Consider the following 24,563-nt stretch of genomic DNA (forward strand, 5'->3'; position numbering starts at 1 on the left):
GGTTGAATGTTCGAAAAGCAGATGGTCTTTGCCGGGCCCCAACCGTCGGGAACACCGTCTGCGCTGCCCCATATACTCAGTATTGGTTTAAGTTCATCTTAAGTGGGTGATCGCTAAACCCAAAATTAAAGGCAACTCATTAGCTTGTCTGGAACAAGTGCGGAGACTGATCGAGTGCTGGTCGTAAATATCCTGGTCAGTGTGATCGACTGGTTCATTCCGGAGGCAGCCAAGGCCGAACGCTCCGAGCGCAGCCTTGCGCGCAATTTCGTGTTCACGCACATCTTTGGACCCCTGCTGTCGCAGGGCATCAGCCTGTTTCTCTATCTGAGCGATCCGAATCCCGGCTATGCCTGCTGGACCATCATCATTGCGATCTGGCTGTTCTGGACGCTGCCCTTTGTCTACAAATTTACCGGCGACCTGCAGCTCGCCGCGGTGATCTCGACCGAGATGCTGGCGCTCACCTCGTTGTTCGGCGCTTATTTCTACGGCGGAGTCAGCTCGCCGTTCCTGCCCTGGCTGATCGTCAGTTTGCTTCTTGGTTTCTTTTATCTGTCCGAGCGCCCACTGCTGATTGTCGGTCTGTTCTCCTGCAACGTGTTCGGGTTTTGCGCCGCCTATGTGCGGTGGGGTTTCCCGGAACTGGTGCCGCCCGAACAGCTGGCGACGGTGGGCTGGATTTCGATCCTCTCGGCCACGACCTACATGTCCTGGATGGCGATCTACTACGCCCACATGATTTCGACCCGGTCCGATCTCGAGCGAGAAGCCGAACGACACCGTGAGACCACCGCCCGCATGCGCGAAGCCAAGCGCATGGCCGACGAGGCGAACCGGGCGAAGTCGATCTTCCTGGCCAAGATGAGCCACGAATTGCGCACGCCGCTGAACGCGGTGATCGGCTTCAGCGAGATTCTGCTCGAGGGCGTCGAGCCCGGCGAGCGCAATGCGCGCAAGAAGACCGATCTCGAACGCATCAATGCCGCCGGCAAGCACCTGCTGTCGCTGGTGGCCGACGTGCTCGATTTGTCGAAAATCGAATCCAACATGATCGAGCTGAAGATCGAGTCGTTCGATCTTGCCAAGATGGTTCAGGACGTGGTCGGTAATGTCGAGCCGATGCTGGCGGGCAAACACAACCGGCTGGTCGTGGATTGCCCGGCGGACCTTGGAATTGTCTCGACCGACCAGACCAAATTGCGGCAGGCCGCGCTCAATCTGCTGAGCAACGCGGCGAAGTTCACCGAGGCCGGAACGATCACGCTGTCGGTGCGGCGTCAAAAGTCCCTCGGCGCCGATTGGGTCGAGATCGCGGTGCGTGACACCGGCATCGGCATTTCGGAATCCGAACTGCCCCGCTTGTTCAAGAATTTCGGCCAAGCCAATCGCGAGACCGCGAGCAAGTATGGCGGCACCGGGCTCGGCCTGGCGATCAGTCAGAAGCTCTGCGCGCTGATGGGCGGGGGCATCTCCGCTGTCAGCGAACCGGGGCGCGGATCTTGCTTCACCATCCGGGTGCTTGCCGGGGCGGACGCCACCTCGGATGAGTCCGCGGCGATTCTGGCATTGTCGCCGGCCAATCGGCTGGCGCTCGGAAGGGCGATGTGATGTCGAGCGCGCATTCAGCGTCACATTGGTCCGCGCTATCGCCAACACAGTCGGGTGCCCACATCGGAACCGAAGGAAAAACTCAGCTGGCGCCGCGGATTTTGGTCGTCGACGACATCGAGGACAACCGAACCATCCTGACCCGCCGCTTCGAGCGGCGCGGCTTTCGCGTCGCCGAGGCGGTGAGCGGGTTGGAAGCGCTGGCCATGATCGAGAGCGAGCCGTTCGACCTCGTCCTGCTCGACGTCATGATGCCGGGGATCGACGGCTTCGAGACGCTGCGCCGAATCCGGCAGACCAAATCGCTGTCGGCCTTGCCGGTGATCATGGTGACGGCGAAATCCGAAAGCCAGAACATCGTCGACGCGCTGGATTTCGGCGCCAATGACTACATCACCAAGCCGGTCGATTTCGCCGTCGCGCTGGCCCGCGTCAATATCCAGATCGGCCGCAAGCAGATCGAGGAGCAACTCGCCGAGCGCACCGTCAGCCTGATCGAGGCCAATCAGACGCTGAAGGCCGAGATCGCCAACCGCGAGAAGTCCGAAGCCCATTCCAAATACCTCGCCTATCACGACTCGCTGACCGGGCTCGGCAATCGGCTGATGTTCAGGGAACAGCTCGAGCAGGCGATCAATGACGACGTCGCGGGCGACGTCGTGACGGATGCGGGTGAGTTCGCGGTGCTGTTCGTTGATCTCGACGGCTTCAAGGGCGTCAATGACAGCCTGGGGCATTCGATCGGCGATCTGCTGCTGAAGACCATCGCCAGCCGGCTGCGCGACCTGCTCGACCCGCAGGATAGGATCGCGCGGCTGGGTGGCGACGAGTTCGCGATCCTGCAAATCGGCGTGGCGCAGCCCGGTGCGTCGATCGCGCTGGCGGAAAAAATCATCGCCGCGATCGGTCTTCCCTGCAATATCGACGGCCATGACGTGTCGGTCGGCGGCAGCGTCGGCATCGCAATCGGTCAGTCCGGCACCAGCGACGCCGAGCGCTTTCTGAAGAGCGCAGATATCGCGATGTACAAGGCCAAGTCCGACGGCCGCGGCACCTACCGGATCTTCGATCCGGAAATGGACGCGATCGTGCAAGCGCGGCGCATCCTGGAGCGCGATATGCGCCAGGCGCTGGCGCAAGACGGCTTCCAGATGCACTATCAACCGCTGGTCAATCTTCAGAATGGCAATGTCAGCAGCTTCGAGGCGCTGATGCGCTGGCAGCATCCCGAGCGCGGCATGGTCTCGCCGGGCGAATTCATTCCGGCGGCGGAAGAAATCGGCTTGATCGTGCCGCTCGGCGAATGGGCGCTGCGGCAGGCCTGCGCCGATGCGATGGGATGGCCGGCCGAGATCGGGGTTTCGGTCAATCTGTCACCAATTCAGTTCGCCAAGGGCAATCTGGTGTCGACGGTGGTGAGCGCGCTGGCGAGGTCGGGACTGCCGGCATCGCGGCTGGAGCTGGAAGTCACCGAGTCGGTGGTGCTCGAGCGCTCCGATCGGAATCTCGAGATCCTTAGCCAGTTGCGTCAGCTGGGCGTGCGGATCTCGATCGATGATTTCGGAACCGGCTATTCGGGGATCGGTTATCTGCGCAGTTTCCAGTTCGACAAGATCAAGATCGACCAGTCCTTCGTCCGCGATCTGAACGAGGATCATGGCAGTCTCGCCATCGTGCGGGCGGTGATCGGCCTTGGCAACAGCTTCGGAATCACCACCACCGCCGAGGGCGTCGAGACCGAGGAACAGATGCGGCGGCTGAAGGCCGAAGGCTGCATCGAGGCGCAGGGTTATCTCTACAGCAAGCCGGTGCCGCCGGACGCGATCGCGCAACTGCTCGAGAGCTTGGCGGCGCGGCGCACGATGTCCCAGGACGCGGCCGGGCTGGACCTCGGAAGCACAGTGGGTAAAGGCTGAGTCGTCGTCGCGATCTTGGGCGCCCGGATCAGGCGGCCGCGATCACTGTCGCGCGCAGGACGCGACGATGCTGTTGGACGTCGCGTCGCAGGCTGCGGTCACCACACCATTGGTTGCCTGGAGCGAGCCGGACAGGCGTGCATTTTTGCCAGCGATGCAGAACGCCGAGACCATGGCCTCATCGGGTGAACAGCGCACCGGACAGCCGTCGCTGGAACAGGACGCCGACGTCACCAATCGGATCGGTTTGACGACCGGCGGGGGCGAAGCCGGCGCCGACGGGGCAGGCGGGGCAACCAGGGTTGCCACCGCCAGCGTTGCGCTCTCGGCGCGATCGCTTTGCAACCCGCCGAAAGTTGCGACCAGATACACCGTCGCTGCGGCCACGATGACCGCGATCACCATCACTGCCGTCTGCCACGACACGGAACCAAGTCGCGCTTTGGTCCGATCAAACAGGCCGGACCATCGCGAGAACTCGACAGGGCGGGCATCGTCCCAGATCAGATAGATCATGATGAGTCCGCCAGCGCCGAGTATCAGCGTGATGACCAACCCACCGATCGCGGATAGGTACTCCATATCGTCCTTTCCATCTGTTCCGAGCGCGGCGAAATACCATAGGTTTGCCGCGCCATTCGCTGCATTGTCGGAAATCAAAAGAACCCACGCCAGCAATGTTGCGTTGAGGTATATCAAAACCTCGCGAGTGAGTGGCGGCCCGATCGAGCCCGGCTTACGGCAGTTTCGGCACCTTGGCGTGATAGTCGGTGGCGCGCTGGAACGCGGCGCCGATCCGCAGCAGCATCGCCTCGGCAAAAGGCCGGCCGATGATCTGCATGCCGATCGGCGTGCCGAGGCGGGTGAAGCCGGTCGGAAACGCCAGCGATGGCAGGCCAAGATAGTTGACCGGCCGGGTGAAGCGAGTCAGCCGCTGGATCGCCGCTTCGGCGTCGGGGCCGTTGCCGACATCGGTCTCCTTGATGGTCGGCGCTGCGACCGGCGCTACCGGCGCCAGCACCGCGTCGACATCGGCGATCGCCGCCAGATAGGCCGCCAGCGCCGGGCCGCGCCAGCGCATCGCCTCGAGATAGCTGACCGCCGGAACGGCGAGGCCGTTCTGCAGCCGCATCAACACCTGCGGGCTGTAGTCCTGCGGCCGTTCGTCCATCCAGCGCTTGTGGAAGGCTGCGGCCTCGACCGCCAGCACCAGCTGGCAGGCCGCGCTCAGCAGCCGCTGATCGGGCAATTCGACGCTGACCACGCTGGCGCCCTCGCGCTTCAGCGTCGCGATGGTCTGTTCCAGCGCGCGGGTCACCTCGGAATCCAGATCGTCGACATAAAATTCCGATGGAATCCCGATCCGCAGGCCGGCGATCGATTCGCGCGTCGCCGCGTTGTAGTCGGGTAGTTCGCCGCGGATGCAGGTCGGATCTTCCGGATCGGCGCCCGCCATCAGCGACAATAGCAACGCGCAATCCTGCGCGGTCCGCGCCAGCGGCCCGACGGTGTCGAGCGATTGCGACAGCGGCATCGCGCCGGCGCGGCTGACCCGGCCGACCGTGGTCTTCAAGCCGGTGACGCCGCAGAAATTCGCCGGCATCCGCACCGAGCCGCCGGTGTCAGAGCCGAGCGCTGCGAAGGTCATCCGGGCGGCGACTGCGGAGCCTGAGCCCGACGACGAGCCGCCGGTGATCCGGAAGAAATCCCACGGATTGCACACCGGGCCGTAATGGGCGTTGTGGCCGGTCGGCCCATAGGCGAATTCCGCCATCTGCAGCGAGCCGGTGCGGATGGTGCCGGCGTCCTTCAGCCGCTGCAGCGCCGTCGATGTGGTGGTGGCGACCCAGTTGCGGCGAATGATGGAGCCGCAGGTGACGACATGGCCCTCATCGTAGAACATGTCCTTGTGCGCCAGCGGCACGCCGTGCAGCACGCCGCGGCTTTTGCCATTGGCCAGTTCGGTGTCGGCGGCGGTGGCGTCGGCGAGCGCCTGCTCGGCTTCGATCGCCATGAAGGCGTTGAGCCTGGGCTGCCAGCGCTCGACGCGGTCGAGGCAGGATTGCGTCGCCTCGCGCGAGGAAATTCTTTTCTTGGCAATGGCCTGGGCCACTTCGGTCAGCGATAGCAGCGCCGGTTCGATCGAGCTCATTTGCCGGCCCCGATGCTCTGCACCACCAGGAAGGTCGCGGGTTCGAGATCGAACGGCAGCGATCCGGCGACCGCCGCGAAGCCCGCGAAGGCCGGGCCGATCGAATTGGCGATCCGCGCGGCGACCTCGTCGTCGACCGGCAATCCCGCCAACGCGGCCATCTCCTTGATGCCCGCGGGCGTCGGTGTCGTGGTCATTCGGTCTTTGCTCCCTTTGCCGGCCCGCTTGGGTGATTCGATCGCGGGATCGTCATCCAACATGCCGCCGGATCGGCGATCCAACAAGATCACGCAGTGTCGGCGAGCCCGCGGGCTTCGTCAAATATCCAGCGCCCGGTAGACCGAGACTTCGCGCTCGCGCGCCAGACGCGCGTCGTCGCCGGCCCGGATGCCGCGCCAACCGTCGAAGAACACCACCAGGGTCGAGAACAATCCGGTGATCTTGCCGAGCAGGAAGCCGAACGGGAAGATCAGTCGCTCCACCGGGATGATGAATTGGGAGCCGAGAAAGATCGTGGCGGCGTTGAAGAAATAGCCGGAGCGATACAGCGTCTTCTCTTTCCAGGCGCTGCGCGCATAGGGGCGGGAGCTCTTTTTCACCGCCTTGTTGTAGCGCGGATTGGCAAACAGCCCCCAGAACCGGCGTTTGCGCGGCAGCGCATGGGGCCCCGCCAGCAGCGCGCGGAAATTCGCGCGCATCTCCGCATGGGCGATCGCGGCGAGGATCAGATTGCCGGCCACCAGCGCCAGTTTCAATTCCGGCAATGACAGCAGCAATTGCGCGCCGACATCGACGAACAGCAGATGGGTGGCGGCGTTGAGCACGAAGGCCGAGCGATGAAACGCGGCGCGGTTGATGTTGCCGACCTTCTCGTCGATGAATGGCGCCCCGTCCTTGGTGCGGCCGCGCTCGAGCAAAGCGTGGCGCTGCCGGTCGGTCAGGGTCCAGCGCTTGCCGAGTTCGGCAATGGTTTCCGACGGCGTGCCGCGCTTGATGCGGAAGGTCGCCTTGCCGACGACAGCCGATACCCGCGAGAACCAGCGCCGCGTGATCGCAAAGCGCGACGTCGCGGTATCGACCAGGCGGACGGGCTCTGCTTGCAATGGGTCCATGCGGGTCAGCTCGAGGGCTCTCAATCTGCGAAAAGCGGCGTCCGCGCAAGCTTGCGGCCGGCCTTGGCGGCGGATTTCAGCAACGCCTTGCTGTCCGCCCGGTTCTGCTCGGACAGCGATTCGATCGCCCGCGTCGCCGGCGGTGTCGGCGCATTCGGGGCATCGGCGAGCTTGCTGGCCAATCCGCCCTGCACCGCGATATCGTTGAGCGCGCCGAGCGCGTCAAGCAGCGCCTTCAGTTTTTTCTTGAAAGCGGTCAATTGCCTGGCCGGTTTCGGGTCCCCGAACAGGGTCTCGAAGAACCCGGTGGCGTAATACAGCTTCTTGGCCGCGATGCGTAATCTGTGGCGCTTTTCCACGCTCATCTGGTCGAGCCGCGCGGCCTTGTCGATCACCTGCGCGGCGCGTTTGGCCAGGACCCGCTTGGCGAACCGCTTGGCGTTGCGGCGTTTGCCGGGCGGCGGCGCGGCCCAGGCCCCGTGATCGATCCAGCGTGCGATCTCGCGCAGCAGGGCGCGGAAGCGCGGTTGCTCGACCGCGGCCCTGGCCTGGTCGAAGGCGGCGATCCGGCTCGCCGCCAATTGCTTCTGCAGCGCCCGCGCGCCGTCCAACTGGGCGACCTTCATCTGCATGACATGAAGGTCGCGCGCCGGCGCCAGGCGACCGGCCAGCCATTTCAGCTCCGCCTTGATATGGTCGGTCTGGTCGTCGTCGAGCAGGTCGCCGAACAGCGAGATCGCGGCGCGCATCCGCCGCAGCCCAATCCGCATTTGATGCACGCCGACCGGCTTGCGCTGCCGCACCGCCTGCTGCTGCGCGGCGATGGTCTGCAGCGTCCACCGGCAAATCGCCTGCAACGCCTCGACCGTGCCGGCATCGGGGTCGAGAACGAGCGCGCCAGGCGGCTTGGCGTTGACCGGCCGGCTTGGCCTGCGCAAGGCCGTTTGGGAGACTTTCGACGAGGCTTTTGCCTTGGAAACACGTTGCGGTGCCGTCCCCAGCCGCCGCTTGATTGCTTTACCCATCAGGTCCCCTTGGCCCGTCACCTGACCCGCAGGATAGCAGATTTCCTACGACCACATTATGCCGATTGGCATGACAGCCAGCCTCAAGGCCAGCGCTGGGCGACGGGGCAGTCGCCGCGCTGACATGCTGACGTGATGTTGTCAGGAGCGGCTCAGGCCCGTTTCAGCACCTGCAGCGGATAGCCGATCAGTTTCGCCGCCGCATAGGCGATCGCCATGCCGATCAGCGCGGCGACCGCCTGGCTGCCATAGAACCACATCGCTGAGTCCGGGAACGGCATCAGCCGCGTCGCCAAATCCAGGCACCACAGGATGGCGGCGACCCCGACGATCGTCACGACAAACAGCTGCATGCGCTGCACCGCCGCTTCGATCCGAGCCATTCGCGCTTCGAGATGTTTGTCGGGCGTGGTCATTGCGTCCTCACTCTGCGTCTCGCATTCAGCCATATCAAGATCGCGTCGCGATCAGTTCTATTTTGCTGTAATCGCCGCCGCATGGCGCCGAATTGACTCAGCACAAATGACAGAGGCAAATCCGTCGCGATCGGCGATCGTGCTGATAGCGATCCGGCGGTCCGTTGACGTAGCCCAAATACGTCCGACGGTAAATTTGGATTGGTGGTGGCGGCCGCTGGCCCCGGTGGTCTGCCGGCGATATGCCGCGCTGCGCAAGGCGGCCGCGTCGGCAATCTGCGCTATGTCGGGCAAAAACGTGCGGGTCAGCCGCGCCGTGATCCGGCAGATTTGATTTTCTGGCGAGCCCGATCCATGCGATAGCATCGCGAGCAGTTCCCTGTCGCCGAAGGATGCCGATGCCGCCTCACCGAATCCCCGCTGTTTGCCGTCATGCCATGAGGGCCGCGGCGCTGATCGCGCTCTGTGTCGTCGTCCTGCCGGGCGCCGGTCATGCCGCCACCGACACCGCATTGTTGCCGCGCAATCTGTCGCCCTGGGGCATGTTCGTCGGCGCCGACATCGTGGTGCGCGCGGTGATGGTCGGGCTGGCGGTGGCGTCGCTGGCGACCTGGACGGTGTGGCTGTCGAAATCGATCGAGCTGCGCCGCGCCACCAGGCAAGCGCGGCAGCGGTTGACGCTGCTGGAAACCGACACCACACTGGCGCAGGTTGCCGATAACAGCGGCGAGGCGCGCGACGCGGTGGCGCAGCTGGTGCAATCGGCGGCGCGCGAGGCCACCCTGTCCGCCTGGCAGCTCGACGATGATTTCAAGCAGCGCGTGGCATTGCGGCTGGAGCGAGTCGAGGCGGCGATGTCGCGGCGGATCGCGCGCGGCACCGGCATTCTGGCGACGATCGGCGCGGTGGCGCCGTTTGTCGGGCTGTTCGGTACGGTGTGGGGCATCATGAATGCCTTCATCGGCATCTCCGAGGCCCATACCACGAATCTTGCGGTGGTGGCGCCCGGCATCGCCGAAGCGCTGCTCGCCACCGCTTTGGGTCTGGTCGCGGCGATCCCCGCGGTGGTGATCTACAATGTGCTGGTGCGTCAGATCGGTGCCTATCGGGCGCTGCTGGGCGACGCTTCGGCGCAGGTGCTGCTGCTGGTCAGCCGCGAAAGCAGCCGGCCGCAGCGCGGACGCGTGCGGGCGGCGGAGTAGGGCGATGGCGATCAGGCTGGGCGGCGGGGCCGGCCGCGACGACGATCTGGTCGAGGCCCATGAGATCAACGTCACGCCATTCATCGACGTGATGCTGGTGCTGCTGATCGTCTTCATGGTGGCGGCGCCGCTGGCCACCGTCGATATCGGCGTCGACCTGCCGGCCAGCGCCGCGCAGCCGCAAAAGCGGCCGGACCAGCCGGTGTTCGTCACGGTGAAGCCCGATCTGTCTTTGGCGGTCGGCGAGGACGTCATCGCGCGCGACGCGCTCGGTGAGACGCTGGCGACCGCCACCAAGGGCAACAAGGACGAGCGGATCTTCCTGCGCGCCGACAAGGTCGTGAGCTATGGCGACCTGATGGAGGTGATGAACCTGCTACGCGACGCCGGCTATCTGAAGATCGCCCTGGTCGGGCTCGACGCCCGCAGCGCGCCGCAATGAACGCCTTTACGCTGCATCGGCCGAGCGATCAGTCCGGGGTGGCGCATTGGACCGTTTCCGCCATCATCATCGTGGCGATCCATGTCGGGGTGATCGCCGCTGGCGTGGCCTGGTATCAAGAGACGCCGCAGGCCGGGGTGGAAATTCCGGCAATCATGGTCGATCTGGCGCCGGCGGCATCGGCGTCGGCCGCGCCGGCGACCGATGCCGCGCCCGGCCCCGACATGCAGCAGGCCGACGACAATTCGCCGCCGCCCGAACCGGTCAAGCCGCCGCCAGTCGAGCCCGAACAGATCCCCTCGACGCCGGTGCAGGAGAAACCGGAGGTCGAGGCGCCGCCGGAACAGAAGGTCCAGCCGACCCCGCCCGAGCCCGCCAAAACCGAGCCCACCAAAGTCGAGCCTGCCAAGGTCGAGCCGGTCGAGCCCGAGCCGGTGGTGATGCCGAAGCCGAGACCGAAGCGCGAGCCGAAACCGCCGTCGCGGCAGCCGCCGGCACCGCGCACCAGCGCGCCGCCGCCCGCCGAGCGGCACGCCGCATCGGCCTCGCTCGCGACCAGGGGCGAGACCGCGGTCGCGGTGCTGCCGTCCTATCGCGACCGGCTCGCCGCGCATCTGCAGCGCTTCAAGCGCTATCCGTCCGGCGCCAAATCCAGCGGCGCCCAGGGCACCGCGCTGCTGAGTTTTACCGTGGGGCGCAACGGTCGTGTGCTCGGCAGCCGGCTGGCGCGTTCATCTGGAAATGCGGCGCTGGACGCCGAAACCCTGGCGATGATCCGCCGCGCCGAACCGCTGCCGGCGTTTCCGCCGCAGATGACGCAGTCTTCGCTCAGTTTTACCGTGCCGGTGCGGTTTTCGCTGCGCTGATCGTGGGCTGCCGCCCGCCAGCGGTTAATATCACCGATGAACGCCGCTTCTGGGCCTGATCTCACGCGACATCGCAGATCGACCGTCTGATCGGAAACCGTCTGATCAGAAAGAGACTCGGCATCCTGTTGGGTCGTCGGCAAGCGCCCTATATCGCAACGCGCGGGCGAGATTCCGGCTTTTGCCGCGAAAGTGGCGAAAGCGAGGAACCTAGCTGTTCCGAGCGAGTTGCTCGTATACAATTACCGGAGATTGATCATGGCAGACGACGCTCGTTCAATGGAAGACATCAAGCGGGACACCGAGCGTGCCCGGGCCGAACTCAGTCAAACCGTCGATCAGCTGCGGACCTCGGTCGAGGCCACCGCGAGCGACCTGCGTCAACGAGTCTCGCCCAGCGCCATCAAGGCCGAAATGAGCGAATATTTCGAGTCGCGTGGCGAGGAGCTGGTCAGCCGGGTCAAACATGCCGTGCGCAACAATCCGGTGCAGGCTGTCGCGGTCGGCGCGGCGCTTGGTTATCCATTGCTGAAGCTGCTGCGCGCCATTCCCACGCCGGTGCTGATGGTCGGCGCCGGACTATATTTGGCCGGCTCGAAATCGGGGCAGGCGGTGACGCAGCAGGCCTCTGACGCCGCGGTCGATTTCGCCGGCGAGGTCGAGCGGCGCGCCCGGCAATTCGGCACTGACGCCTCGGAGACGGCAACGGCCGCCGCGCAATACACCTCCGGCACGCTGCAGGCGGCCTCCGAAGTGGCCTCGTCGCGTGCGACGCAATTCCGGCAGGCCGCGGCGTCCAGCGCAGCCGAATTGCGGGACCGGGCCGATCAGCTCGGGAAGACGGTCGCCTCCAATGTCGACGATCTTCGCCGCAAGGCAGTGTCGGCCGGCGAAACCGTTGCAACCCAGGCCGGTGAGGTCGCCGATCGCGGCGCCGCGTTGTCCGATGCGGTGACGGGCTCGATCCGCGATGCCGCCGACCAGGTCCGGGACGTGGCGGCTTCGGCGCGCGAGGGCGCGGCCGATGCGGCCGCGAGGGTCCGCGAGGCTGCCGCCGCCGGTCGGGATGCTGCCGTCAGGGCGCGATATCGCGCCGAAGAATTCGGCGATCAGGCCGGCAAGACTTTCACTGCGACCGTCAGCAATCATCCGCTCTTGGTGGCGGGAGCGGGGCTGGTTCTCGGTGGGCTGCTTGCCAGCGCCATTCCGCGGATGCGGCGCTCCAGCGACCCCGTCGATGATGGCGAAGGGCGTTCCAGACGCGCCGTCGGTGGTCCGGACGACAACATCCGCTCGGCGCAGGATCCGGAATCTGCGCTCGATCGTGACAGCGGAAATGTTCGCGACATCGGTCCGCGTAGCCGCAAATTATCCGAAGCCACAGCGTCGTCATACGAGACGCCGTCGCAGAACAAGCACTGATAGTCAGGGACGGAGAACGAGTGATGGCCGAGCACGACACAACCAGCAATTTGAGCTCCGACGCCGGGGCGAAGTCCGCCTCCGGTGGCGGCCGAACCAAGCGTCAGCAGGTCAATGAAATGGCCGATCAGGCGGTCGAGGCAGGACGCGATCTCAAGGACGAGATCAAAGACCGTGTGGCGGATTTCAAGGACCAAATCGGCGATGCGGCCCAGGCCTCGAGCGAGAAGGTGAAGTCGCAAGCGGCTGACTTCGTCGAAACCGCCAAGGAGTTCGCGTCGCAAGCCGGCGAGACCATCAAGGACAAAGCCAACGCCCAGAAGAATGTGGGTGCGGATTATGTCGGACATCTGGCCGAGGCGATGCGCCGCGCAGCGCGCGAATTCGAAGGTGATTTGCCGATTGCCGCGGTTTATATGCGCAAGGCGGCCTCGCGCGTGGAAGAAGTGTCGGATGCCGTGCACCAGGGCGAGGTCCAGGACCTGGTCAAGGGGATGCAATCCTTCGCCAGGCGGCAGCCGACCGCGTTTCTCGGCCTGGCGGTGCTGGCCGGCTTCGGCGCGGTGCGCTTTTTGAAGAGTTCTGGCGGCTACGCAGCCGACGATCAGGACACGACGTCGCGCCGCGACATGGCGTCCAATTCCGACTAACGGGGATATCGTGATGAGTTCACCAAGTAATCGATCGATCCCCGACCTGATCAGCGACGCGTTTGGCCAGCTGGCCAAGCTGGTCAGCAACGAATTCGATCTGGCGCGGGCGGAAATGTCCGACAAGGCCAGTCAGGTCGGCCGTGCGGTCGCGATGATTGGCGCCGGGGCGGTGATCTGCATACCGGCGCTGGTAATGATCCTGTTCGCGATCGCGGCGGCGCTGGTCGACAACGGTTTGTCGCAGTCCATCGCCTATCTGGTCACCGGCGCAGGCGCGGCGCTGATTGCGCTGATCCTGATCTGGATCGGTCTCAATCGGCTGTCGGCCGGCGGTCTCGCCCCCGCGGTGACGCTTGACCAATTGCAGCGCGACAAGGTCGCCGCCAAGGAGATGGTTTCATGAATGACGAATCGTCAGCGGGGCAAAAGGCCACGCATTTCGTGCACGATCTGGGTGACGCCATGCGCCGCAATCCAGTCTCCACGGCGCTGATCGGCGCCGGACTGCTGTGGTTGTTCACCGGCGGCAAGACCGTCGATCGTGCTACCAGGCTGGCGCATGATGCCGGACTCGACCGCCTCCCCGATCGGGCCGCCGACGCGTTGTCGAAGGGCCGTTCGGCGGTGAAGCAGGGCGTCGATGCGCTCGGCGAGCGGCTGTCGGAGGTGTCCGGCGAGGCCAGCGCCATGGCGGATTCCGCGACCCGCGTGGTGCGCGAGAGGGGGGCTGAAGCCATCGACCGCGCCTCTCGTTACGGATCCGAATTCGCCGAGTCGGCCGCGCATCTTGGCCGATCGATCCCCGACAAGAGTGCCGGCCTGGCGTCCGATGCGCGCTCCCGTCTGACCGAATTGTTCGATGAGCAACCGCTGCTGCTCGGCGCAGTCGGCGTGGCGATCGGCGCCGGGATCGCGGCGTCGCTGCCCGCGACCAAGATCGAGGCCGAGGTGTTCGCCGCGGCCGGCGACCAAATCAAGACCGGAGCCAGCGGCTTGGCGATGCAGCAGGTGGCACGCGCCGCCGTGCATGTGGCGGAAGAGGCGCGGCGGGATGACGAAGCCCGGCCGGGCTGACGACGGCTGGATGCGATGAAGCGCCGTCATGGGTTTTTATCCTCGCTCACCCTTTTGGGCGTGGTCAACGCTGCCCGCCTAATCGCGCGGGCAGCCGATGGCGGCAATCCCATCGCGGCGTCAAGTCCCACCGCGGCACCAAGTCAGGCGCCAAGTCATACGACGCCACGGCAAGCAGCGCCGGCCGAGGACCGGCCGGAGTCGCCCGTCGATTCGCCGCTCCCGGTAATCCAGCGCCGATGGCAGGATGTGCTGCGCGGCATCTATAAACGGATCAATGACGACCGGCTGATGCTGGTGGCTGCCGGCGTGGTGTTTTACGGGCTGCTGGCGCTGTTTCCCGCGATCAGCGCGCTGGTGTCCTCCTATCTGCTGTTCGCCGATGGTGCGACCATCAACCAGCATCTGTCGACCCTGGCCACGCTGTTGCCGCCGGGCACATTCTCGGTGATCCAGGACCAGGTCGACCGCGTGCTGGCCAGAGGCGGGGCCAATCTCGGGACCGCCTTCCTGTTCAGCATGGTGCTGGCGTTGTGGAGTGCCAATGGCGGCGTCAAGGCGATCATCGATGCGCTCAACGTGGTCTATGACGAACGCGAGCAGCGCGGCTTCCTGATGCTCAACGCGGTGTCGCTGACCTTCACCTTGGCATCGCTCGCCGCCGTGCTGTCGGCGATCGGGCTGGTGGTGGCGGCGCCGATCGCGCTGTCCTATGTCGGGCTCGGCAGCCAGGTCGCGATGGTGATCGAGTATGGCCGCTGGCCGGCGCTCGCTTGTCTGACCTTGCTGGGGCTGGCCGTGCTGTATCGCTACGCGCCGAGCCGGCGCAATTTGCAGTGGCAATGGGTCTCGGTGGGAAGCGTGTTCGCCACTCTGACCTGGATCGCGGGCTCGGCGCTGCTGTCCTATTATCTGTCGAACTTCGCGGATTATGATGCGACCTATGGCTCGCTCGGCGCGGCGATCGGCCTGATGATCTGGATGTGGATGACGACGATCGTCATTTTGGTCGGCGCCGAACTGAATTCGGAAATCGAAGCCCACGCCACCGGCATCGGCCGGATTGAATCCGACAAAGCCTAGCCTTGGCTGTTGCGGCGCACAGCGACAAATTGCCCTCGCACCGCCGGCGCGCGTTGATGTCGGGCCGGCCGCGCCGCATCATGGGCCGATCCATTGTGCGGAAAAACCCGATGATCCCGCTTGCGCGTCTATCGGTCGTGGTTGCGTTGATGATGGCGACGGATGCCCATGCGGTCGATCGCGGCCAGTTCGGCGATGTGCCGGATGACATAAGGGCCTGGTTCAAGAGCATGCGCAGCCCGGCCGGGGTGCCGTGCTGCGACGTCTCCGACGGCCATCGCACCACATACGACGTGCGCGGCGGGGCCTATTGGGTGCCGATCGACGGCACGTGGTGGGAAGTGCCCGCCAAGGCGGTGATCCGCAACGCCGGCAATCCGGTCGGCGAGGCGATCGTCTGGTATGTCCATTACCGCGGCAGCATCGTGATCAACTGCTTCGTGCCGGCCGACGAGGTGTGAGGTTCGCACCCCAACGACACCGGCGATCCCCGACGATGTCATTCCGGGGCGCGAGCAGCTTTGCTGCGAGCGAACCCGGAGGACGATCTGGTACTCAGCTCAAAGTCTGACTGAAGGAGAAACCAATCCCATCAAACGTGATTTCGTCATTCGTGATTTCGTCATTGCGAGCCGAGGACGGCGCATCGCGCCGTCCGACCGCGAAGCAATCCAGGGGCCGCAAGCGAAGACTGGATTGCTTCGTCGCAAGAGCTCCTCGCAATGACGACCGTGAAGACTTGAGACGGCGCCGCTCAATTATCGCGCCGGCTGGTGGCGATGGCGGCGGCGGCGGTGCGGTTCTCGACGCCGAGCTTGGCGTAGATCTGCTCCAGATGCTTGTCGACGGTGCGCGGGCTGAGGCCGAGAATCTGCGCGATGTCGCGGTTGGTCTTGCCCTTGCTCAGCCATGACAGCACCTCGGCCTCGCGGCTGGTGAGGCCGAGCTCCTTGCTGAAGGTCTTCGGCGAATCCGAGCTGGTGTCGCGCGCCAGCCGCAGCAGGAATTCGTCGGGGCCGAGCTTGCCCATATATTGCAGCCGCAAATCGTCATTGCGCAGCAGCGAGGATTTCAGCGGTGTCTTCGGCTGGGCCAGGCCGCTATGCACCTGCTCCAGCCAGTCGAGCCAAGGCTTGGGCAGGTCGAGCCAGACGCCTTCCTCCGAGGCGGCGTCGCCGGCCAGCAGCTTCTGCGCCTGCGGCGTCGCCCAGATCACCTTGCCGCCGCGATCGACCGCGAGCAGGAAGCGGCCGGATACGTCGAGCGCGGCGCGGGCGCTCTGGCTCACCCTGGCATTGCCGAGATGGACTCTGATCCGCGCCAGCATCTCGACGATGACGATCGGCTTGGTGACGTAATCGACGCCGCCGGCCTCGAGGCCGCGCACGATGTGCTCGGATTCGGCAAGCCCGGTCATGAAGATCACCGGCACGCCGGAGAGGCCAGGATTGCGCTTGAGCCGTCGGCAAGTCTCGAAGCCGTCCATGCCCGGCATCATCGCGTCGAGCAGGATGATGTCGGGCGTGATCTGCTCGACGATCCGCATCGCCGCGGCGCCGTCCATCGCCACCATCACCGTCATGCCGGCGCCATCCAGCGCGTCGGTCAGCATCCGCAGCGTCTCGGGCGAATCGTCGACCACCAGGGCGATGTCCCGCTTTTTTGCGTCAATGTTCATGCTGATACAGGCTGTTCAGGGTTTTCATATATTGATCCAGATCGAACTGATCGATCAGCGCGCGCATTCGGGTGACGAACAAGGCGGCCTCCGGATAGTCGTTGTCGATCTGATCGAGCTTGGATTCGATGCCGCGGATGTAGCCGATCTGGCCGAGCTGGATCAGCTCCTCGACATGCTGCATCGGCGGCCCTTCGAAGTTCGGCGTGATCCCGGGAGTGTCGGCCGGGTCGTCCTTGTAGCGCCAGCTCAGCTTGAGCAATTGCCCGATCAACTCCAGCAGCCGCGGAATGTCGACCGGCTTCATCAGGTAGCCGTCGTGGAACGGTTGCGCCAGCGGCGTACCATGGGCCTCGATGGCGCTGGCCGAGACCATCAGGATCCGGGCGTGATGATGGCCGTTCATCCGCAGCGTCTCCGCCACGGTCCAGCCGTCGATCCCCGCCATGGTGATGTCGAGCAGGAACAGATCCGGTTGGCAGTGCTGGGCGAGATCAACGCAGGCATGGCCGTCCGGCGCGCTCAGCACGATGAAGCCGAGCGGCGCCAGCACCTCTTGCAGCATGTCGCGCTGGGTCGGGTCGTCGTCGGTGATCAGGATGGTCCGCCGTGGACCGTAATAGCCCAGAATCGGCGCCCGGATCGCCCTGGTGCGGGTCGGGTTGGTGACCTCGGACAGCAGCATCTTGACCGTGAAGGTGCTGCCCTGGCCGATCGTGCTGGTGACCCGCAGATCACCGCCCATCACCCCGGCCAAGAGCTTGCTGATCGTCAGCCCCAGTCCGGTGCCGGTGTGAGGCTGCGAGATGCCCAGCGCGCCGCGCTCGAACGGCGCGAAAATCCGCTCCAGATCGTCGGCATGGATGCCGGGGCCGGTGTCGCGGACCTCGAGCTCGGCGACCGGGTTGCGATAATGCACGATGAAATGCACGCTGCCGGACTGGGTGAACTTGATGGCGTTGGACAAAAGGTTGATCAGCACCTGGCGCAGCCGCTTCTCGTCGGCATAGATCACCGGCGGCAGATAGCTCGGCCGCTTGAACACGAATTCGATGTCCTTGGCGGCGGCCTGCAGCCGGAACATGCCGACCAGCTGATCGAGGAATTCGCCGAACCGGACCTCGTCGCGCGACAGATACAGCCGCCCGGCCTCGATCTTGGAGATATCGAGCAGCCCGTCGATCAGCCCGGACAGATGATCGGCGCTGCGGCGCACCAGCCGGATCTGGTCGCGCGGCCGCGGCGGCAGGCTGGTGTCCTGCTCGAGCAATTGCGCATAGCCGCTGATGGCGTTGAGCGGCGAGCGCAGCTCGTGGCTGAGCCCGACCACATAGCGGCTCTTGGCGAGGTTGGCGGATTCGGCGACTTCCTTGGCGCGCTGCAATTCGATGTCGGTGCGGTGATGGGCGGCGATCTCCTGCATCAGCAGCGTGGTCTGTCGTTTGGTCTCGGCCTCGGCGGCCTGCCGGCTCTGCCGCGCCAGCACGAACAGCCAGGTCACCACCCCGATGATGATGGTCAGGGCGAAGAACAGCTTGATCAGCACCTCCGACAGCAGCACCTCATCAACCCGGATCGCCGTCGCGGCCTGCAGATAGATCAGGCTCAGCGTCAAGCCGACCGATCCCGTCGCGATCAGGAAGACGCCGAGATAGCGGCCGAGCTGGGAGTTGATCCGGGCGTAGACCGGCTGCGGCAAAATCCTGCCGAGCACGTCGGAGACCTGCGCGTTGATCCTGGCGTGCGGCTTGCACAAATCGTGGCAACGGGCGTCGAGCGAGCAGCACAGCGAGCAGATCGGCCCCGCATAGGCCGGGCATGACGCCATGTCTTCCGGCTCGAACGAATGCTCGCAGATACAGCATTTGATCGCCGCCAGATTCTGCCAGCTGCGTTTCGGCTTGCGGGCGATGTAGTATTTGCCGTCGGTGGCCCAGGCGATCAGCGGCGCGGTGACGAACGCCACCAGCAGCGCCACGAACGGCGCCAGCGCCTTGGCGGTCGGCCCGAACATGCCGTAGAAGGCGCTGATCGACACCACGGTGGCGATCGTCATCGAGCCGACGCCGACCGGATTGATGTCGTAAAGGTGGGCGCGCTTGAATTCCATATGCTGCGGCCGCAGCCCGAGCGGCTTGTTGATCACCAGGTCGGACACCAGCGCCCCGACCCAGGCGATCGCCACGTTGGAATACAGCGCCAGCGTCTGCTCCAGCGCCTTGTAGACGCCGATCTCCATCAGCAGCAGCGCCACCATCACGTTGAACACCAGCCACACCACCCGGCCGGGATGGCTGTGGGTGAGGCGGGAAAAGAAATTCGACCAGGCGATCGAGCCCGCATAGGCGTTGGTGACGTTGATCTTGAGCTGCGACAGCACCACGAACACACCGGTCAGCGTCAGCGCGATCTCCGGCCGCGAAAACACATAGCGAAACGCCTCCGCATACATGTGGGCGGGTTCGGCGGCGTGCTGCGGGCTCACCCCGTGATTCAGTGCGAAATAGGCCAGGAACGAGCCCGCCAACAGCTTCACGGCGCCCGGCACGATCCAGCCCGGGCCGGCGCAGATCAGGGCGATCCACCACGCCCGTTTCGAGGTGCGGCGATCACGCGGCAGAAAGCGCAGGAAATCGACCTGCTCGCCGATCTGCGCCACCAGGGAAAAGATCACCGAGGCGGCGGTGCCGAACAGCAACAGGTCGAGGTGGCCGTCCGGACTGCCATGCGCGCCGGCAAAGCCGGTCCAGTCGTGGAACGACGCTGGGCTTTTGATGGCGATGGCGACGAATGGCACGATGTGGAGCAGGATCCAGAACGGCTGGGTCCAGACCTGAAACCGGCTGATCAGGGTGATGCCATAGGTCACCAGCGGAATAATCGCCACGGCGCTGACCAGATAGCCGAGCCATAGCGGGATTCCGAAGCACAGTTCCAGCGCAGTGGCGAGAATAACAGCTTCGATGGCGAAGAAGATGAACGTGAAAGAGGCATAGATCAGCGAGGTGACGGTCGATCCGATATAGCCAAAACCGGCGCCGCGGGTCAGCAAGTCGATATCGACGCCACAGCTGGCGGCATAATAGGCAATCGGAAGCCCGCAACAGAAGATGATCAGGCTGACGACAAGGATCGCTGCCGTCGCATTAGTCACGCCGTAATTCAGCGTGATGGTGCCGCCGATCGCCTCCAGCGCGAGAAACGAGATCGCACCCAGCGCGGTGTTGGCGACGCGGGCGGCGGACCAGCGCCGCGCGCTCTTTGCGGTGAAGCGCAGCGCATAGTCTTCCAGCGTTTGGTTGGCAACCCACTGATTATATTGGCGCCGAACGCGGTCTATGCGCTGCCGCCCTGCCACCTGCGTCTCCCTGATTGCCGTTCCGGTCCAGTGCCGAAAACCTACGTCGCGGTCTTGCGGTGCAACATACGTGATCTTGCGTATCGGTCCACCGCAATAATTCGGCAATCGTCACCGCACTGGAATTCGTCCTCGAAAAAAGCATGAAGGGGTAGTTATGGCAGACGATAAGAAGCGGGGCCTCGATTCACCGTTGCGGCGCAAGCTGCTGATGGGAATAGCGGCCATCCCGGCGATCTCGTTGATGGGACGTCCCTCCTTTGCCGCCGGACCTGCAACCTCGGCGGTCAACGCCACCGGCCTTGCGGTGACTGATACTGAAGTGACCGTGGGCATTCTGCATTCGGCCACCGGCACGATGGCGATTTCGGAAACCGGCTCGATCGAAGCCGAAAAGCTGGCGATCGCGCAGATCAACGAGGCCGGCGGCGTGCTCGGCCGCAAGATCAAGATCATCCAGGAAGACGGCGCCTCGGATTGGCCGACCTTCGCCGAAAAGGCCAAGAAGCTATTGGTCAACGACAAGGTCGCGGCGATTTTTGGCTGCTGGACCTCGGCGTCGCGCAAGGCGGTGCTGCCGGTCCTCGAGCAGTACAATGGCATGTTGTACTACCCGACCTTCTATGAAGGCCTCGAACAGTCCAAGAACGTGATCTACACCGGCCAGGAAGCCACCCAGCAGATTCTGGCCGGCCTGAACTGGATCAACAAGGAGAAGGGCGCCAAGTCGTTCTTCTTCGTCGGCTCGGACTATATCTGGCCGCGCACCTCGAACAAGATCGCCCGCAAGCACATCGAGGAGCATCTGACGGGCTGCAAGGTCGTCGGCGAGGAATATTACCCGCTCGGCAACACCCAGTTCAATTCGGTGATCAACAAGATCAAGCTGAAGAAGCCGGACGTGATCTTCGCCGACGTGGTCGGCGGTTCCAACGTCGCGTTCTACAAGCAGCTCAAAGCGGCCGGCATCGACCTGTCGAAGCAATTGCTGCTGACGATCTCGGTGACCGAGGACGAAATCGACGGCATCGGCGGCGAGAACATCGCCGGGGCCTATGCCTGCATGAAGTACTTCCAGTCGCTCAAGAACCCGAACAATGAGAAGTTCGTCGCCGCGTTCCACAAAATGTGGGGCGACAAGACGGTGATCGGCGACGTCACCCAGGCCGCCTATCTGGGCCCGTGGCTGTGGAAGCTGACCTGCGAGAAGGCCGGCTCCTTCGACATCGACAAGATCGCCGCGGCCTCGCCGGGGATCGAATTCAAGGGTGCGCCGGAAGGTTATGTCCGGATCCACGAGAACCACCATCTGTGGTCGAAGACCCGGGTCGGGCGCGCCAGGCCCGACGGCCAGTTCGATCTGGTGTTCGAAACCAAGGATCTGGTCGAGCCCAATCCGTTCCCGAAGGGCTACCAGTGAGTCCACGCCGGTCCTAGCGCGGCTCGCGCCGGCAACTCTCCCTGGCGTGGACGACCTATCCCCGCCCGACGACCCCGCGTCGCAAGCGTCTTTGCGACGCGGGACTTCCCGCGACTTCACAACGACAGAGGACGGATCGATGTTGGGCGACTATTCGATTGGTGATCTCGGCTCCATTTTCGTCATGCAGGGCTTCGCGGGTCTGATCCTGTTCTCCGTGTATGTCCTGATGGCGCTCGGTCTTGCGATCATTTTCGGCCAGATGGGGGTCATCAACATGGCCCATGGCGAGTTCATGATCCTCGGCGCCTACGTCACCTGGATGACGTCGAATTTTTTCCAGGCGTTTCTGCCTTCGCTGTTCAGCGGCTATTTCTTCGTCGCGATGATATTGGCCTTCATCGCCTCCGGCCTATTGGGAATGCTGGTCGAATGGGTGCTGATACGCCATCTCTACAAGCGCCCGTTGGATACGCTGCTCGCCACCTGGGGGCTGAGCCTGATCCTGCAGCAGGCCTATCGCTCGATCTTCGGCGCCCGCGAGGTCGGCGTGGAATTGCCGCAATGGATGCTCGGCTCGCAGAAGGTCACCGATAGCATCGAAGTGCCGATCAACGGCATCTTCGTGATGTGCCTGACAGTGCTGATCACCCTGGGGGTGGCCTACATCATGTACAAGTCGCGCTTCGGCCGCCAGGTCCGCGCCGTGGTGCAGAACCGGGTGATGGCCGGCGCCGTCGGCATCAACACCGAGAAAGTCGATCGCTACACTTTCGGGCTCGGCTGCGGCATCGCCGGCATCGCAGGCAGCGCCTTCACGATGATCGGCTCGACCGGGCCAACCTCGGGCCAGCTCTACATCGTCGACACCTTCCTGGTCGTGGTGTTCGGCGGCGCCGCCAGCCTGCTCGGTACCATCGCCTCGGCCTTCAGCATCTCGCAGACGCAATCGACGCTGGAATTCTTCCTGTCCGGTTCGATGGCCAAGGTGCTGACGCTGCTCGCGGTGGTCGGAATCCTGATGCTGCGCCCGCAGGGTCTGTTCGCCCTCAAAGTCCGCAAATAGAGGCTCACGCTCATGACCGACAATGCGCGCTTCGTTAATCGCAAAGAGCTGATGGGCATTCTGGTTCTGGCCGCCCTGCTGGTCGTCATCCTGCCGCTCAGCCTCGACGTGTTCAGGCTCAACCTGTTCGCCAAATATCTCACCTACGCCTTCGTGGCGCTCGGCCTGGTGATCTGCTGGGGCTATGGCGGCATTCTCAGCCTCGGCCAGGGCGTGTTCTTCGGCCTCGGCGGCTATTGCATGGCGATGTTTCTCAAGCTCGAAGCCTCCAGCATCGAGAACACCAAGATCCAGTCGACCCCGGGCATTCCGGACTTCATGGACTGGAATCAGATCACCTCGCTGCCGCTGTTCTGGAAGCCGTTCCACAGCCTGACCTTCACCATCATCGCCATCATCGCGGTGCCGGCGTTCTTCGCCTTCATCATCGGCGCGGCGATGTTCAAGCGCCGCGTCGGCGGCACCTATTTCGCCATCATCACCCAGGCGGTCGCCGCCATCCTGACCATCCTGATCGTCGGCCAGCAGGGCTACACCGGCGGCATCAACGGCATGACCGATCTGCGCACCTTGAAGGGCTGGGACATCCGGCCCGACCACGCCAAGATCGTCCTGTACTTCGTCGAGGTGGCGCTGCTGTTCGGCTGCATCTTCATCGCCCAGTTCATCCGCCGCTCCAAGCTCGGCCGCATCCTGGTGGCGATGCGCGAGAAGGAGGACCGGGTCCGCTTCTCCGGCTACAGCGTCGCCAATTTCAAGATCTTCGCCTTCTGCGTCGCGGCGATCTTCGCCGCGATCGGCGGCGCGATGTTCGCGCTCAATGTCGGCTTCATGTCGCCGTCCTTCGTCGGCATCGTGCCGTCGATCGAGATGGTGATCTACACCGCGGTCGGCGGCCGGCTGTCGATCCTCGGCGCGGTCTACGGCACCTTGCTGGTGAACTTCGCCAAGACCAGCCTGTCGGAATCCTTCCCCGAATTGTGGTTGTTCGGCCTTGGCGGGCTGTTCATTGCGGTGGTGCTGGCATTCCCGAATGGCCTTGCCGGAATCTGGAACGATTACATCCAGCCGCATATCGATCGCTTCTTCGCCAAGCGCACGCCGGGCAGCGACTCCAGCAGCGGCAAGTCGTTCGGACCGGTCGTCGACGGCGCCCCGGCGGAATAGGAGAGAACCATGCTGATCGGTCATCAACCCAAGGACTTCCTGCTCTCCGTCGAGGGGCTGACGGTGTCGTTCGACGGCTTCAAGGCGGTCAATGACCTGTCGTTCTATGTCGAGGAAAACGAGATCCGCGTCATCATCGGCCCCAACGGCGCCGGCAAGACTACGGTGCTCGACCTGATCTGCGGCAAGACCAAGGCGACCTCCGGGGCGATCCATTTCCGCGACAAGGATCTCACCAAGATGACGGAGAACCAGATCGTGCAGGTCGGGGTCGGCCGCAAGTTTCAGAATCCGTCGATCTATGACGATCTCACGGTGTTCGAGAATCTCGAGGTGTCCTATCCGCGCGGCCGCACCGTATTCGGCGCGCTGACCTTCACCCGCGACGCCGCGGTGCGCGACCGGGTCCACGAGGTCGCCGAGGCGATCTTCCTGAAGGACAAGCTCAACATGAGCGCCGACCTGCTCAGCCACGGCCAGAAGCAATGGCTGGAGATCGGCATGCTGCTGATCCAGGACCCGGACCTGTTGATGCTCGACGAGCCGGTCGCCGGCATGAGCGTCAGCGAGCGGGTGAAGACCGCCGAATTGCTCAACACCATCATCAAGGACCGCTCGGTGCTGGTGATCGAGCACGACATGAAATTCGTCGAGGACATCGCCCACAAGGTCACCGTGCTGCATCAGGGCCAGATCCTGTCGGAAGGCACCATGGAGCAGGTCAAGAACGATCCCAAGGTGATCGAAGTCTATCTGGGGCATTGAGGAGACTTCGGTGAATACGACCACGACTTCGTCATTGCGAGCGAAGCGAAGCAATCCAGGGGCGGCACGCGAAGCGCTGGATTGCTTCGTCGCTACGCTCCTCGCAATGACGCCTCGTTTCGCGTCGTCGGCAAT

The 24,563-nt window shown here is 64.2% G+C and carries 24 protein-coding genes; 15 read left to right on the top strand and 9 right to left on the bottom strand.

What is annotated here, in order from left to right; genetic code table 11:
• The first annotated feature begins 174 nt into the window (after positions 1–174).
• Together RBJ75_RS25840 and RBJ75_RS25845 are read left to right on the top strand one after the other, a co-directional pair.
• Positions 175–1,611 carry a sensor histidine kinase gene (locus RBJ75_RS25840; RefSeq protein WP_052629041.1) on the top strand — a complete coding sequence of 479 codons (1,437 nt, stop codon included), beginning with the start codon at positions 175–177 and terminating at the stop codon, positions 1,609–1,611.
• 101 nt (positions 1,612–1,712) lie between these two features.
• Positions 1,713–3,527: a putative bifunctional diguanylate cyclase/phosphodiesterase gene (locus RBJ75_RS25845; protein WP_052629042.1), complete on the top strand. Its 1,815-nt coding sequence runs from the start codon at positions 1,713–1,715 to the stop codon at positions 3,525–3,527.
• A gap of 42 nt (positions 3,528–3,569) precedes the next feature.
• Here the strand turns inward: RBJ75_RS25845 and RBJ75_RS25850 are convergent, their stop codons facing one another.
• The 7 genes from RBJ75_RS25850 to RBJ75_RS25880 form a co-directional block, all read right to left on the bottom strand.
• Complete coding sequence (locus tag RBJ75_RS25850) at positions 3,570–4,226, bottom strand: hypothetical protein (protein ID WP_152647864.1); 657 nt, start codon at positions 4,224–4,226, stop codon at positions 3,570–3,572.
• 37 nt (positions 4,227–4,263) lie between these two features.
• A complete protein-coding gene (locus RBJ75_RS25855; RefSeq protein ID WP_044417027.1) occupies positions 4,264–5,679 on the bottom strand; it encodes an Asp-tRNA(Asn)/Glu-tRNA(Gln) amidotransferase GatCAB subunit A in 1,416 nt (471 codons plus the stop codon).
• The gene (locus RBJ75_RS25860; RefSeq protein ID WP_044417040.1) at positions 5,676–5,876 is read right to left on the bottom strand and encodes a hypothetical protein; all 201 of its coding nucleotides are present in this window, start codon (positions 5,874–5,876) and stop codon (positions 5,676–5,678) included. Before RBJ75_RS25860 ends, RBJ75_RS25855 begins: the two co-directional genes overlap by 4 nt.
• Before the next feature lie 120 nt (positions 5,877–5,996).
• A complete protein-coding gene (locus RBJ75_RS25865) occupies positions 5,997–6,791 on the bottom strand; it encodes a hypothetical protein (protein WP_044417029.1) in 795 nt (264 codons plus the stop codon).
• 20 nt (positions 6,792–6,811) lie between these two features.
• Positions 6,812–7,816: a CHAD domain-containing protein gene (locus tag RBJ75_RS25870; protein ID WP_152647865.1), complete on the bottom strand. Its 1,005-nt coding sequence runs from the start codon at positions 7,814–7,816 to the stop codon at positions 6,812–6,814.
• Between the two features lie 152 nt (positions 7,817–7,968).
• Positions 7,969–8,232 (bottom strand): hypothetical protein, encoded by a 264-nt coding sequence (locus RBJ75_RS25875; RefSeq protein ID WP_044417042.1) that lies wholly within the window; start codon positions 8,230–8,232, stop codon positions 7,969–7,971.
• A gap of 57 nt (positions 8,233–8,289) precedes the next feature.
• A complete protein-coding gene (locus RBJ75_RS25880; protein WP_152647866.1) occupies positions 8,290–8,598 on the bottom strand; it encodes a hypothetical protein in 309 nt (102 codons plus the stop codon).
• Between the two features lie 71 nt (positions 8,599–8,669).
• Between RBJ75_RS25880 and exbB the strand changes: the two genes are divergently transcribed.
• The 9 genes from exbB (at position 8,670) to RBJ75_RS25925 (ending at position 15,435) form a co-directional block, all read left to right on the top strand.
• Entirely contained in the window at positions 8,670–9,434 is a 765-nt protein-coding gene (gene exbB, locus RBJ75_RS25885) for a tonB-system energizer ExbB (protein WP_317528557.1), read from the top strand.
• Between the two features lie 4 nt (positions 9,435–9,438).
• Complete coding sequence (gene exbD / locus RBJ75_RS25890; protein ID WP_317528558.1) at positions 9,439–9,876, top strand: TonB system transport protein ExbD; 438 nt, start codon at positions 9,439–9,441, stop codon at positions 9,874–9,876.
• Entirely contained in the window at positions 9,873–10,742 is an 870-nt protein-coding gene (locus tag RBJ75_RS25895; protein ID WP_317528559.1) for an energy transducer TonB, read from the top strand. Before exbD ends, RBJ75_RS25895 begins: the two co-directional genes overlap by 4 nt.
• 258 nt (positions 10,743–11,000) lie before the next feature.
• Entirely contained in the window at positions 11,001–12,164 is a 1,164-nt protein-coding gene (locus RBJ75_RS25900; protein ID WP_044417600.1) for a DUF3618 domain-containing protein, read from the top strand.
• Between the two features lie 23 nt (positions 12,165–12,187).
• Entirely contained in the window at positions 12,188–12,814 is a 627-nt protein-coding gene (locus RBJ75_RS25905; protein WP_044417598.1) for a YtxH domain-containing protein, read from the top strand.
• Positions 12,815–12,827: 13 nt separating this feature from the next.
• The gene (locus RBJ75_RS25910; protein ID WP_044417595.1) at positions 12,828–13,220 is read left to right on the top strand and encodes a phage holin family protein; all 393 of its coding nucleotides are present in this window, start codon (positions 12,828–12,830) and stop codon (positions 13,218–13,220) included.
• Positions 13,217–13,891 carry a hypothetical protein gene (locus RBJ75_RS25915; RefSeq protein WP_052629053.1) on the top strand — a complete coding sequence of 225 codons (675 nt, stop codon included), beginning with the start codon at positions 13,217–13,219 and terminating at the stop codon, positions 13,889–13,891. The genes RBJ75_RS25910 and RBJ75_RS25915 overlap by 4 nt, the downstream gene beginning before the upstream one ends.
• 249 nt (positions 13,892–14,140) lie before the next feature.
• Positions 14,141–14,974: a YihY/virulence factor BrkB family protein gene (locus tag RBJ75_RS25920; protein ID WP_317528560.1), complete on the top strand. Its 834-nt coding sequence runs from the start codon at positions 14,141–14,143 to the stop codon at positions 14,972–14,974.
• A 110-nt stretch (positions 14,975–15,084) separates the two neighbouring features.
• Positions 15,085–15,435 carry a hypothetical protein gene (locus RBJ75_RS25925; RefSeq protein WP_044417601.1) on the top strand — a complete coding sequence of 117 codons (351 nt, stop codon included), beginning with the start codon at positions 15,085–15,087 and terminating at the stop codon, positions 15,433–15,435.
• 293 nt (positions 15,436–15,728) lie between these two features.
• On the opposite strand, the gene RBJ75_RS25930 is transcribed toward RBJ75_RS25925, so the two are convergent.
• Positions 15,729–16,652: a response regulator transcription factor gene (locus RBJ75_RS25930; RefSeq protein WP_276156603.1), complete on the bottom strand. Its 924-nt coding sequence runs from the start codon at positions 16,650–16,652 to the stop codon at positions 15,729–15,731.
• Positions 16,642–20,010, bottom strand: a complete 3,369-nt coding sequence (locus RBJ75_RS25935) for an ATP-binding protein (RefSeq protein ID WP_044406813.1) — start codon at positions 20,008–20,010, stop codon at positions 16,642–16,644. The genes RBJ75_RS25930 and RBJ75_RS25935 overlap by 11 nt, the downstream gene beginning before the upstream one ends.
• A gap of 157 nt (positions 20,011–20,167) precedes the next feature.
• Here RBJ75_RS25935 and urtA point away from each other — a divergent pair, with 157 nt between their 5' ends.
• From urtA to urtD, 4 genes are all read left to right on the top strand, one after another.
• Positions 20,168–21,430, top strand: a complete 1,263-nt coding sequence (gene urtA, locus RBJ75_RS25940) for an urea ABC transporter substrate-binding protein (RefSeq protein WP_044406816.1) — start codon at positions 20,168–20,170, stop codon at positions 21,428–21,430.
• A gap of 139 nt (positions 21,431–21,569) precedes the next feature.
• On the top strand, positions 21,570–22,496 hold the full coding sequence (urtB, locus tag RBJ75_RS25945) for an urea ABC transporter permease subunit UrtB (RefSeq protein WP_044406818.1): 927 nt from the start codon (positions 21,570–21,572) through the stop codon (positions 22,494–22,496).
• 12 nt (positions 22,497–22,508) lie between these two features.
• Positions 22,509–23,663: an urea ABC transporter permease subunit UrtC gene (gene urtC, locus RBJ75_RS25950; RefSeq protein WP_276156602.1), complete on the top strand. Its 1,155-nt coding sequence runs from the start codon at positions 22,509–22,511 to the stop codon at positions 23,661–23,663.
• Positions 23,664–23,672: 9 nt separating this feature from the next.
• On the top strand, positions 23,673–24,428 hold the full coding sequence (urtD, locus tag RBJ75_RS25955; protein ID WP_044405253.1) for an urea ABC transporter ATP-binding protein UrtD: 756 nt from the start codon (positions 23,673–23,675) through the stop codon (positions 24,426–24,428).
• Positions 24,429–24,563 lie beyond the last annotated feature (135 nt).

Origin of the sequence: Rhodopseudomonas sp. BAL398 (assembly GCF_033001325.1) — a bacterium.
In the GTDB taxonomy this organism is placed as follows: domain Bacteria; phylum Pseudomonadota; class Alphaproteobacteria; order Rhizobiales; family Xanthobacteraceae; genus JARJEH01.